A 12,422-nucleotide genomic window follows, 5' to 3' on the forward strand; every position below is an offset into this window, starting at 1 on the left:
CCCTGGCACCGCGCCTCGCTGCGTTGTCGTCAATCACCAATGCTCCGCAGTGGCTCAATCCTCCGCCTTGCGATCCACGGCACCAGACCCCGCTCACTGATCCGGCCTGATCCGAAAGAAACTCCCAAGCCGCCAACCTGCTTGTCCCTCTTCCCGGTCGCCGCAGCCATGGCAGAGGACACCGAGGCACGGCATCAAATCATCGGTCATGCGCGGAGGGTACGAGGAGCCTTTACCGTCGAGAAACCGGCGCTGCTACCCCTCCCCAGCGAACGTGACTGTCACGTTCCGTGACGACTCTACGAGATCTCTGCCAGAACCTTTGGCTCACTGACAAAGCCGGGCTCCGGTGGTCCTGAGTGGTGGGACAATCGCAGGGTAGCGATGTTGCAGACAGACGCTGAGAACCGTGCGAGAACGGGTCCGCCGTCGGCCGGGCGGCGAGACGGCTGATGCGAGTCCGGCGCTGGTAAAGTCGGGACCACGCTCGCAGACAACCGGGGCCCGTGCCGGACAAGGCACGGGCCCCGGCCCGTTCCGGGCACCGAAAATGAGGAAGGACCCCATGAAGGCGAAGCAGCCGTCCTCCGGCCGCTCCGGACCAGGCAGGCCCGGTCAGGGGAAGCCCCCGCAGGGCGAACTCTCCGCGCCGGGGACGTCGGCCCCCGGCCTTCCGCCGGCCGCGTCCTTCGGGGAGCTGGGACTGCCGGACGAGCTGATGAGTGTGCTGGCGGGGCTCGGGGTACGGGACCCCTTCCCGATTCAGGCGGCCGTCCTGCCGAGCGCGCTGGCCGGCCGGGACGTCCTGGGCCGCGCGCGTACCGGATCGGGGAAGACCCTCGCCTTCGGGCTGCCGCTCCTCACCCGTACGACGGGCCGTCGCGCCGAACCGAAGCGCCCTCTCGCGCTGGTCCTGGTGCCGACGAGGGAACTCGCGCAGCAGGTGAGCGAGGTGCTGGCACCCTATGCCGAGGCGCTCCGGCTACGGTCGGTGACCGTGGTCGGCGGGCTGGCGATCAACCGGCAGGCGGCGGCGCTCCGGGCGGGTGCCGAGGTTGTGGTGGCGACGCCGGGACGGCTGGCCGACCTCGTTGCCCGGCGGGACTGCCACCTGGACCGGGTACGGATCGTGGTGCTGGACGAGGCGGACCAGATGTGCGACATGGGCTTCCTGCCGCAGGTCTCGCAGATCCTGGAGCAGGTTCCCCCGGACGGGCAGCGGATGCTGTTCTCCGCGACGCTCGACCGCGACGTCGAACAACTGGTCAGCCACCATCTGAATGAGCCGGTGCTCGCCACGGTCGACCGGGCGGAGGGCTCGATCGCGACGATGGAGCACCATGTGCTGAACGTCCATCCCGCCGACAAGTACGCGACAGCCACCGAGATCGCGGCCCGGGACGGGCGGGTGCTGATGTTCCTGGACACCAAGCACGCCGTGGACCAGTTCACCCGCCATCTGCGGAGCAGCGGCATCAAGGCGGGTGCGCTGCACAGCGGGAAGTCGCAGCCGCAGCGCACGCACACGCTGGCTCAGTTCAAGGAAGGCGCGATCACGGTGCTGGTGGCCACCAACGTCGCTGCCCGGGGCATCCACATCGAGCACCTGGACCTCGTCGTCAACGTCGATCCGCCCGCCGAATCCAAGGACTATCTCCACCGCGGCGGGCGAACCGCGCGTGCCGGGGAGTCCGGCCGCGTGGTCACGCTGGTCACGCCCGGCCAGCGCCGGGACGTGAACCGGATGATGTCGGATGTCGGCATCCGGCCCACGGTCACCCAGGTTCGCTCCGGCGAGGAGAGGCTGACCACCCTGACCGGTGCGAAGCGCCCGCCGGTGCAGGACAAGGCGAAGACCGGCAACGCGGCGTTCCGGGGCCTGGGCGTCCACGCGGGCCGCCCGCCGAAGGAATCCCGGAAGGCCGCGGAGGCGCGCATGATGGCGGAGGCCCGCAAAGCCGGCCGCGTGCGCAAGGCCCGCTGACGGGCGGTGCGCGCCGCCGCGGTCGGAAAACACAACCAGACACCCACTGCCTCGCGTCGGATGCAGCGCCAAGGAGTGCCGATGGCCAACAGAATCCATCAACCCCAGGAAGACGCCGAGTTCGAGTTCATCCTGGCCAAGGCGGACGTCCCGGTGCTCGCGTACTTCCACGGCACGTGGCCCAAGGCCGTGGCAGCGTGCAAGGACATGGAGCCCCTGGTGCGAGAGGTGGCCGACGACTACCAGGGGCGGCTGATCGTCCTACGGGCCGATATCGCCAGGTGCCCCGGCCCGGTACGGCGGTACGGCGTCACCGGCGCGCCGTCCGTCGTGCTGATCGACCGCGGCGGGACGGCCGCGCCCGTCAGCGGCCCGATGGCCGGGACCGCGCTCCGGGAGTTCCTGGACACTCACCTGTGAGCAGGCCGCATACCGGCCGGCAAGATGAGCCGAGCGAGTCCACCTGTCGCGAGGAAAATACTGTTCACGTTGCCGCGGGGGCACGCGCACCGGGCGGATCACCAGCGCGATGATCACAGTGGACGTGCCGGTTCCCGACGAGCTGCGCCCGGTCGTGGATGCGGCAGCGTTGCCGGCGGCTCTCGGCGACGCGGGGCCTGCGTGGCTGGTGCTGTCCGAGGACGGACGGCTGGCACGGTGGATGCCTGCGACCGGCGAGGTGCGGCCCGTGGCCCGGTACCGGGAGGAGAGACCGGCGTCCGCATCCGGTGGCGACGTTCGACTGCGGCTTCATGTGTCCCGATGCGGCCGCTGGGCGGCGGTCGTTCAGGACCGCGGTCGGTACGGCACCGTCATCGATCTCACCACCGGTTCGCCGTCGTTGACATTGGACGGCGGGGACTACTGCTGTGAAACCGTCCCGTTCGCGTTGGCGTTCGCCGACCACGGCGGCCGGCCCGTTGTCGTCCACCGCACCGACTGGAACCGATTGGATGTCACCGACCTCGCGTCCGGCGCATTGCTGACGGCGCGGGACTGCCCGGATGGAGACGCGGAAGATGCGGAGCACTACCTCGATTACTTCCACGGCGCGCTGTCGCTGAGTCCGGACGGGACTCGTGTCTGCGACGGCGGCTGGGTGTGGCAGCCGTGGGGGATGCCGGCGGTGTGGAGCCTGACCGCCTGGCTGCGCGACAATCCGTACGAGTCCGAGGACGGGCCCAGCTATGCGGCGTATCCCGAGGTCTCGGAGTGGAACGGGCCGGTGGTGTGGATCGACGACCGGCGGATCGCGGTGTACGACCCTGACGAGGCCGGCAGCGGTACCGTCCACGTCCTCGACCCCACCTCGATCGAACTGCGCTCGCCGGGCGTCCGATGGTTCAAGGCGGTCGCGACGTTCCCCTGGCCGGTCGGCGTTTTCGGCTTCTTCACCGACGGAGAGCATCTGCTGATCGCCGACGAGACCGGTCTGCAGGGCGTCGACATCACCAGCGGCCGGCAGGTGTTCGCGATCGACGGGTTCCGCCCGGTACGTCAGGATCGGCATACCGGAACGCTGATCCAGCTCGGCAGCGCCCACGCCCGGTTGTGGACGCCGCCGCAGTGGACTGCGCGCCCCGGCTGAGCTGCCGTTTCCCGCAGAGTGCCGAGCGGGAGAACATCCGCGAGTCCGCACTGGAAGGGCTTGACACCGCCTCTCGCAAGGACAAGCACGGAGGCCGGAGCGCACGGGAAGAAGCCGCAGTCCTCCAAAAGTAGCCGGTGGGCGTCGCGGACATCTGGCCGGCCAAGCCGTATGAGCACAAGGAGGGCATCGAGTCCGGGTGGTCCCGATGCCCTCCCGGGCCGGGCGGCGGGTCGGCTGGTGCTTCGCGTGCGTTCGCGACGGGTTCCCGGCCGTTTCCATCGGCCGGCCTGTCGTCCCGCCGGTCAACCGATCGGCTGATTCCCTTTCGGGCGCGACGGGCGATGCGGCGAGGACGGTCCGCGCGTGAAGCTCTGCTCATGACCACAACGAGCAGACGACGCCCGGGCCGGGGACCCGTCGTCGACGTCAGCGGGATTCGCAAGGCATACGGCGGCAGGACCGTCCTCGACGGTGTCTCCTTCACCGTCGATGAGGGTGAGATCTTCGGAATACTCGGCCTGAACGGCGCCGGTAAAACCACGTCGGTCGAGTGCGTGGCCGGCCTCCGGGTCCCCGACTCCGGCTGCATCCGGGTCGCGGGGCTCGATCCCGTCGCCGACCGCGCCGAGCTCACCCGCACCCTCGGCGTCCAGCTCCAGGAGAGTGCACTCCAGGCAAGAATCACCGTGCGCGAGGCCCTGCGCATGTACTCCGCGTTCTACCCGCGCCCTCTCGACTGGCGGACCCTCGCCGAACGGCTCGGCCTGACCACCCGCCTGAACACGCGTTTCGCCAAGCTGTCCGGTGGACAGAAACAGCGGTTGTTCATCGCCCTCGCTCTCATCGGATCCCCCCGCGTCGTCGTCCTCGACGAACTCACCACCGGTCTCGACCCACGTGCCCGCCGCGAGACCTGGTCGCTCATCGAGGACATCCGTGACAGCGGAGTCACCGTCCTCCTCGTCACACACTTCATGGAAGAGGCCGAACGACTGTGCGACCGGATCGCCCTGATCGACCGCGGCCGTGTCGTCGCACTCGACAGGCCCGGCGCACTGATCGCCCGCTCGGCGGGATCCACGCTCATCTCCTTCACCCCTTCGCACCCGATACCCCACGAGGTCCTGGCCGCACTCCCCGGCCAGGTGACCGTGGCCGGCACAAACGACCGGATCACCCTCGGCGGAACGGACGAGACCGTCAACGCGGTGATCGCACTCCTCGCCCGCAACCGCATCGAAGCCCACCAACTCCGCGTCACGGACGCCACGCTGGACGACGCCTTTATCGACCTGACGCGGCAGACACCGCCCGCAAGCACCGCACCGCCCCCCACCCCGACAGGAACAACGACATGACCCGGCCGACTGCGACTGCGACCACCTCCGGCGGGCCGTCCCCCCGCGCAGCCGTGCTGCATACCGAAATCCGACTCTACGGACGCCACCCCTCCCACCTCGCCTCCCTCCTCCTCCCGCCCGTACTGCTGCTGATCCTCGGCCTCGTACCGACGTTCCAGGAAGCCGACGAAGACCTCGGCGGCCTGCGGGTCATCGACCTCTACGTGCCGGTCGTCGTCCTGATATCACTGATCACCGCTGCTCTCCAGATCCTTCCGCCGACCCTCACCGGCTACCGCGAACGCGGCATCCTGCGGCGCATGTCGACCACCCCGGTGCGCCCGTCCACCCTGCTGTCCGTGCAGGTATGGCTGAACGGCACGACGGCCCTGGTATCGGCCGCCCTGTGTCTGGCCATCGGCCGGCTCGCCTTCGACGTGCCCTTCCCCCGCCGGCCCGGAGCGTACGCGCTGGTGCTGCTCCTGGCCGCCGCGGCCTGTCTCGCCACCGGAGCCCTGGTGGCCGCCCTGGCCAGGACCGCCGGGCACGCGACCGCCATCGGCACCACGGTCTACTTCCCCGCGCTCTTCTGCACCGGGCTCTGGATCCCCGTCAAGGCCATGCCGGACACCCTCGCCGGTATCGTCGCCCTCACGCCCTTCGGCGCTGCGGCAAACGCGCTGGACCGGGCTGCCGCCGGCGATCCGCCCGCCTGGTCCCATCTCATCGTCCTCTCCGTATGGTCCGTGGTCACCACGGTCGCCGCCGTCCGCTGGTTCCGCTGGGAATAGGGGAGCAACCCACCGTGCACACTGGGACCATGACGACGGCGGACGCTGACCTTGACCGGCACTGGGCGACCGTCCTCAGGTGGCACCCCTACTGGCTGCTCGCCACCGGCACCCTGCTGTCGGCCGCGAAACCCGAGCTGACACCTGCCACGGGCGACCGCATCGCCACCGGCGCACTGATCGCCGCCGCCCTCCTCCTGCAACTGTGGTGGGGCGGATCCCGCCACGCCCGGACCTTCCCCGGCACCGCCTCCACCACGTACTTCGCCCTGCGCTGGGCGATCGGCGCCGCCCTCACCTGGCTGAACCCCTTTTTCGCGTTCTACGCCGCGACCGGCTACATCGACCACAACGAACTGATCCCCGGGCGCCGCCTGCGCAAGGCCGGAGCCGTCGCCTGCTCGCTGCCCCTGGCCGCGGCCCAGTCCGGCGGACTGCCCTTCGCACACGCCGAGCAGTGGGCCCTGTTCGCCGGACTGCTCCTCGTCAACAACGCCCTGCTGACGATGATCGCCCACTTCGTCCGGCACGAGGAAGAACGGTCCGCCGACAGAGCCGCCACGATCGCCGAACTCGAACACGCCAACACCGCCCTCAGGCAGGCCCTCGACGAGAACGCCTTCCTCCAGGCACAACTCCTGCGCCAGGCCAGAGAAGCGGGCATCACCGAAGAACGGGGACGGCTGGCGGCAGAGATCCACGACACCGTCGCCCAGGGCATCGCCGGCATCATCACCCAGCTCCAGGCCGTCGAGGCCGCACCCGAAGCGGCGACGGCGCGGCAGCACGTCCACCGTGCCGCCGCCCTGGCCCGCCACAGCCTGGGCGAGGCCCGCCGCGCCGTGCAGAACCTGGCCCCTCCGGACCTGACCGGCGAAAAACTCCCCGAGGCACTGCGGAAGTCCGTCGTCCGCTGGTCCGAACAACACCGGATCCACGCCGAGTACGCCATCACCGGCGACGCCCGGGAACTCCACGCCGAGGTCTCCGCCGCACTCCTGCGCATCGCCCAGGAAGCCCTGACGAACACGGCCCGGCACGCCGACGCCTCCCGCGTCGGCGTCACCCTCAGCTACATGGACGGAGAGGTCACCCTGGACATCCGTGACGACGGCCGCGGCTTCGACCCGCAACAGTTGCCCGGCCGCACCCGGACCGGCGGCTTCGGGCTGGAAGGAATGCGCTCCCGGGCCGAGCGCGTCGCCGGCACACTCACCATCGAGTCCGAACCCGGATACGGCACCGCGCTCTCCACCCGGCTCCCCCTGGTCCGCCCATGACCACCCTCCCGCACCCCGGTCGCACCCCGGCCGGAATCACCCTGCTGCTGGTGGACGACCACCCCGTCGTACGCGACGGCCTGCGCGGCATGTTCACAACAGCCCCCGGTTTCTCGGTACTCGGAGAGGCATCCAGCGGCCCCGAAGCCGTGGACATGACGCTCCGCCTCGATCCCCACGTCGTCCTGATGGACCTTCGCATGCCCGGCGGCAACGGCGTCGACGCCATCGCCGAGCTGACCCGCCGCGGCGCACGCTCCCGGATCCTGGTGCTCACCACCTACGACACCGACACCGACACACTCCCCGCCATCGAAGCGGGCGCCACCGGATACCTCCTCAAAGACACCCCCCGGGACGAACTCCTCGCCGCGGTCCGCGCCGCCGCCGACGGGCGGCCCGTTCTCTCCCCGGCCGTCGCGTCCCGGTTGCTCGCCGCGGTCCGCGGACCGGTTCCACCCGGCGAGGGGAAGCTCTCCGACCGCGAACGCCAGGTACTCGCACTCGTGGCCTGGGGCACCTCCAACCGTGGCATCGCGGCGAAGCTTTTCATCAGCGAGGCCACGGTGAAGACCCACCTGACGCACATCTACCGCAAACTGGCCGTGAACGACCGCGCCGCGGCCGTCGCGACCGCCTACGACCGGGGGATCCTCGGCCGGCCTTGACCGCACACCGGCGGTACACGGCCGACCGTTCGCGCGCGGCGGCCCGGCGGCCCCGGCGCGACTCCGCGCAGCCGGGCCGCCGGGCCGGACACCGGCAAAAGGCACCCGCCCGGACGGCGAAAAGGACGCCGTCCGGGCAGATGCCCTCGAAGCACGCACGGTGATCAGCGGATACGCCGCCCTGCCCGGCGTGGGATCCCGTTCGTCAGAGCGTGCGGACCTCGAACGTCGAAGCCGCGCCGATCGGGCCACTGATCGGGACGGTCGGGGAGAAGCAGACAACCCGTATTCCCACGCTGAGCGGAGACCGCTTGCACGCCGAAGAACTGTTGTAGTTGGTCAGACGGACACTTCCGACGATCTCGACCGCCGAGCTCCGGTGGTTGATGACGATCAGGGCTCCCTGTCCGTAGCGCTTGCTGCTGTCCCTGAGCGCACACGTCTGAACGAAGACCCCGGTGAGCGGCTCGTTCGTCGGAGTGCAGTCGTCCTCAGGGCCGATCACGGAGTTCCACAGCTCCCAGGACACCGCGGCCGCGCCGGTCTTCTGCGTGCCGGCCTCCTGCGCGCCGGCAGGTGCCCCGGTCAGTACGGTGGTGGCCACCGCGGCCGCCGCGAGGCCCGCCGCCGTGGCGAACCGGAACCGCTTCTTGGCCCCCGGTACGGCCCGGGTGTTCGTGCGCGCCTGGCGGCGCGCGATGGAACTCAGCACAGTAACTCCTCGGATTCCTCGGGTGAAACCGGAGCCGGGACGACCCCGGCACGGTCGAGAAGGCGGGACGGCGCCACATGGACCGAAGGCCTGCCTCCGCGCTTCCTCGTGCCTGTCCAGAGTGGGGGACAGACACGACCTGTTCCTCAGCGGTGAGTGACGGATGCTTGTATCTGAGTGACCATCCGCGGACCGGCAGGAGGTACCATCGCGTACGCCCGGCGAAACCGACCGTTCCCGGCCGGGAACGGTCAGGTCCGGCCGCTCCGGGTCGGCGACGGCATGGCGGGAACACGATCCGCTCCGGCCTGCCGAAGCCGCCGGTACTCACTCGGGGGCATCCCGTAGGCCGCCCGGAAGGACCTGCTGAAGTCCGCCGCCGTCAGACCGACCCGCGCCGCGATGGTCCGGACTGCTTCCCCCGCCCGGAGCGGGTCGGCGAGTTCGGCACGCGCCCGTTCCAGACGACTGCGGCGGATCAGCACGGCGACCGTGACACCCTCCTGCCGGAAGATCCGGTGGAGATGGCCGGTGGAGATGTGGTGGGCGGCGGCAATACACGCCGGAGTCAGCCCGGGATCGCCCAGCCTCCGGTGGATGAACGCCCGGATCCGCAGGGCCGTGGTCTGCTCGCGGGTGTGCGGTGGCAGAAGTTGCTCCCTTTCCAGCGCCTGCGCGAAAACAGTGGCCACGAGGTTCACCGCCACCGCCTCCAGCCGCGGCGCGTCGGCGAGCCGGTAGTCGGCGACATTCCGCACGAACTGTCCGAGGAACTGCGCCAGCAGGCCCCCGGTTCCCCGGCCGTCCGGTATCGGCAGCCCGACGGCCCGCTCCGCCAGGTGCCTGGGCAACGGCACGGCCGACTTCGGGATTTCGAGTCCGATCATCAGGATCCGGCCGCGCTCCGCACCGGCGCGGATCTCGACCGGCCGTGAGGAGTCGTTCGAGTGGAAGGACCCCGGCCCGGCGTGCAGCTCCCGGCCGTTCCACGCAACCGAGCCGCCCCCACGCAGCACGAGCGAGAAGTGGAAGCTCTCGGGGTCCGACTGCCGGATGAGCCTCGGCGTGCGCCGGAGGACCACGGGAGGGAAAGCCGCAGGCCACACCGTGACACTGCCCAAGCCAATGACCCGCTGGCGCGCCCGGAAGTCACCGGCGTGGTCACTGGACAACTCCATGGGGGCATGGGTTCTGCCCAGCAGAGCGCGCCAGCAGTCGAAACGGTCCGGCCCGGCGGCGTCTCCGCTGCTGAACACTACCGAGGGCAGGGCCTCCTGAATTGGTGATTCAGCAGGTACAGACAGAACCCCCTTCACCAGGAAACACAATTCGCCGTACCCGGCCCGGCAGCCGGGCGATTCCGAGATCTGCTGGATGTGGCCATACGGCGAGCATCACGCGCGGAACATGCCCGCAGCATCGCCCAACGCGCTCGAAGACGGATCAGCCGATCGGGTGACCGCGGGCATCCTCCCCGCACCGGCCCCGAACACACGCGGCAAACGCCGCCTCTGCGCCCTTCCCCGGGTCACCCCGGCGAAGCACGGGCCCGCACCGCATGGGGATACCGCGGTTACCGGTACCCGTCATATTCGGTGGGGCACGGTCGGGCCGGGCACGGAGCCCGGGGTCGGCCGCGCCGCTATCGCGCTCGGGAGGCGACCGGCCGCTCCCGGGAAGGCCTGGTTCTCGGGACACCGCAACGGCTTGGGCGGCGTGGTGGTCGAGTTGGACGGCGCGGAGGGGTGGTTTCGGTGATGAATTCGGCGCCGTCGCAGATGGGGGTGGTGGCTGCTTGGCGGATGAGCCCGTGTCTGGCTTCCGATCCGGCCCTGCGGCGGAACAACCCCCTGGCGGGTAGTGTCCGCGGTTGCCTCGCATGGTCCTCGGCTCATACCGGCGTGGAGTATGCCCGGACCGGGCGGCGTCTCAACCGTCACCACTTCGGGGAGGACAGCCGCGTCCTGGCCCTTCGGCAGCGGCTCGCTGGAGGGAAAGTCTGTTGTGAGTGGTGTGATGTGGTGCGATGCTGGCGGTGCCGAAGGGGTGTAGCTCAGATGGCCAGAGCGCCGGTCTCCAAAACCGGATGCCGCAGGTTCGATTCCTGTCACCCCTGCCCCACGCAGCGCCCTTGCCGATTCAGGCGGGGGCGCTGCATGTTTTCGCCGGTAACCTATGGCCGCACTGTGCCCCGGTTGCGTGGAATGTCAAAGATCCCAGCTGCCGCATGATTTGGTCCCTTCCGGGTGACGGCGGCACGCACCGGCGCAGAGTTCACGGCAGGCGATGTCCTATGAGTAGAGCAGGACACGCTTGCCGTCTGCCTCCGCTGGACACATCAGCGGGAAATCGCAGGTAGGAACTGTGAATCCGCCATGACCAGATTCCGCATCCGGGACAGACGGTCCCAGCCACCGTGCTTCGGGCGGCGATGCGAACCGCCTCGTCGTTCACGGCCACGGACAGCACCACCAGGTCGGATGTCGACGGGGACAGCAACTTCTACAGTTGGAGCACCACTTCTTCCACGGGCCGACGCCCGTTGATGGACGGGACCGTGGTGTACGCGGCGGTGGCGACGTGCGCGAGGCCGGAGTGCCGACGTGTTTGCCGTCGTACAAGGCGGCGTTTCTTCCGCCGGTTCAAGTTGCTACTCCACTTCGTCTGCCAGCGGCTGACCTGCTGTTGTGCCTGGCATCGCGACAACAGCACTGTTGCAACCGCCCCACCCCGTTGTGGTGATGTCTTCCGCTGCAAGGATGTACTTCATGGTCAGCGTCGAGGAGTGGATCCAGGCCCGGAGAGGCCTGCGGTTGGGCCAGAGGCTTTCAGGGACGGTGACCGCGGTCCCGAATCCGGGCGCAACGGGGATCTTCGTTGACATCGGCCTTCCGGTCGGAGGGTTCGTCGACGTGCTGCTCCTTCCGTTCGCCGCGGAGCGCTGGCCCGCGGTAGGGACCGTGGCGGAGTTCGAGGTCTGGTGGGCCGATGAACGGCCGCAGGTGCGGCTCAAGCCCGTAGGACGCCGGTTCCTGCGCGAGGACTTCGACGAGTGGCTGGCCCAGTGGCGGCCGGGCTGGCCTGAGAACGTGCCCGTGGATCAGGCGTGGGTTGAGGCGGATGCGGCGGTCCGGCGGGATGCCGGTGAGGTTGAGGAGACGCTGCGTGCGGCTGGCTGGCAGCCGGGGCGGCGCGTCCCGGTTCAGCAGTGGCGCGAGACGCTGGAGGCAACTGGGCTGGTCCGGATGCATGAGGCCGCCGAACGCTTCTTGACTGAGTTCGGGGGCTTGGACGTACGGATCAGCGGGCCGGGCATCACCTGTGCAAGGACGCCCTTCAGCTTTGATCCCGAACGCGTGGTGGGCGAGGAGGACCGATTCGCAGACTGGAGCTCGACGGTTGGGCGGGACATCTTCCCGATCGGTGAGCTCGACGAGGGCCGGTTCTTCCTCGGTATCGACGAGACCAGCGAGATCTTTCTGATGGAGACCTGGGTGGCGACGTTCGGACCGGTCCGGGAAGCGCTGGAGAAGCTCGTCCTGGGCATATCTCCACGGCGTATCGGTTGAGGTGAGCCGCCGTCGCAATATCGCGCCGCAGCCGTGTTGCTCTGAAGCGGGGGTCTCCGGTGCTTGTCAGGGCACGCGCTGCGGCTGCCGCGGCATTTTTCGGACCGTGGCCGCGGCAGCATCTCGGTCCTCCCGCCGTTTCCAGTGTTCCCGGACCGGGATCGTGCTGCGGTGGCGGAACGCCGATGCTTCAGGATGCCGAACGGGCCCAGGGCGAGCCGTGCCACCAGCGAGATCCGATCCACCGCCACCGGGCCGCCGAGCTGCGCCAGGGGCACGGCGGCGGTCGCCTACCACACCCCACCGCTGTCGGCCCGGGTCCAGTGCACGGAATGCTGCCCGGCCAGGTCGCCGATCACCGCTGTCGTTCCGTTCCGGGTGGCCACCGCCATGTAGGAGCCGGGCCTGCGGGACGAACACACGTCAGCACGCTGCGGAAACGCGTTTTTGTGCTGGCCCCGGAATCCGCTAGAGTTCAACACGTCGC

General features: G+C 69.6%; 11 protein-coding genes and 1 tRNA gene. 9 read left to right on the forward strand and 3 right to left on the reverse strand.

Annotated elements, in window-relative coordinates; translation table 11 throughout:
* The first annotated feature begins 565 nt into the window (after positions 1–565).
* The 7 genes from ACWDR0_RS32885 (at position 566) to ACWDR0_RS32915 (ending at position 7,654) form a co-directional block, all read left to right on the forward strand.
* Positions 566–1,984: a DEAD/DEAH box helicase gene (locus ACWDR0_RS32885; protein ID WP_456355488.1), complete on the forward strand. Its 1,419-nt coding sequence runs from the start codon at positions 566–568 to the stop codon at positions 1,982–1,984.
* An 81-nt stretch (positions 1,985–2,065) separates the two neighbouring features.
* Entirely contained in the window at positions 2,066–2,404 is a 339-nt protein-coding gene (locus ACWDR0_RS32890; protein ID WP_456355489.1) for a thioredoxin family protein, read from the forward strand.
* 109 nt (positions 2,405–2,513) lie between these two features.
* Entirely contained in the window at positions 2,514–3,572 is a 1,059-nt protein-coding gene (locus ACWDR0_RS32895; RefSeq protein ID WP_456355490.1) for a hypothetical protein, read from the forward strand.
* A gap of 380 nt (positions 3,573–3,952) precedes the next feature.
* Positions 3,953–4,933, forward strand: coding sequence for an ABC transporter ATP-binding protein (locus ACWDR0_RS32900; protein WP_456355491.1), 981 nt, complete (start codon positions 3,953–3,955; stop codon positions 4,931–4,933).
* Positions 4,930–5,706 carry an ABC transporter permease gene (locus tag ACWDR0_RS32905; RefSeq protein WP_456355492.1) on the forward strand — a complete coding sequence of 259 codons (777 nt, stop codon included), beginning with the start codon at positions 4,930–4,932 and terminating at the stop codon, positions 5,704–5,706. Before ACWDR0_RS32900 ends, ACWDR0_RS32905 begins: the two co-directional genes overlap by 4 nt.
* A 29-nt stretch (positions 5,707–5,735) precedes the next feature.
* Positions 5,736–6,986, forward strand: coding sequence for a sensor histidine kinase (locus tag ACWDR0_RS32910; RefSeq protein WP_456355493.1), 1,251 nt, complete (start codon positions 5,736–5,738; stop codon positions 6,984–6,986).
* On the forward strand, positions 6,983–7,654 hold the full coding sequence (locus tag ACWDR0_RS32915; RefSeq protein ID WP_456355494.1) for a response regulator: 672 nt from the start codon (positions 6,983–6,985) through the stop codon (positions 7,652–7,654). Before ACWDR0_RS32910 ends, ACWDR0_RS32915 begins: the two co-directional genes overlap by 4 nt.
* A 205-nt stretch (positions 7,655–7,859) precedes the next feature.
* Here the strand turns inward: ACWDR0_RS32915 and ACWDR0_RS32920 are convergent, their stop codons facing one another.
* Entirely contained in the window at positions 7,860–8,366 is a 507-nt protein-coding gene (locus tag ACWDR0_RS32920; protein WP_456355495.1) for a hypothetical protein, read from the reverse strand.
* A 251-nt stretch (positions 8,367–8,617) separates the two neighbouring features.
* Entirely contained in the window at positions 8,618–9,682 is a 1,065-nt protein-coding gene (locus ACWDR0_RS32925; RefSeq protein WP_456355496.1) for an AraC-like ligand-binding domain-containing protein, read from the reverse strand.
* 726 nt (positions 9,683–10,408) lie between these two features.
* Between ACWDR0_RS32925 and ACWDR0_RS32930 the strand changes: the two genes are divergently transcribed.
* Positions 10,409–10,482, forward strand: a tRNA-Trp gene (locus tag ACWDR0_RS32930).
* 652 nt (positions 10,483–11,134) lie between these two features.
* The gene (locus ACWDR0_RS32935) at positions 11,135–11,935 is read left to right on the forward strand and encodes an SUKH-3 domain-containing protein (protein ID WP_456355497.1); all 801 of its coding nucleotides are present in this window, start codon (positions 11,135–11,137) and stop codon (positions 11,933–11,935) included.
* A gap of 290 nt (positions 11,936–12,225) precedes the next feature.
* Here ACWDR0_RS32935 and ACWDR0_RS32940 read toward each other — a convergent pair.
* Positions 12,226–12,422 (reverse strand): hypothetical protein (locus ACWDR0_RS32940; RefSeq protein ID WP_456355498.1); only part of this gene is annotated, 197 nt, incomplete at its 5' end.

The sequence above is a fragment of the Streptomyces sp. NPDC003691 genome (genome assembly GCF_053981115.1).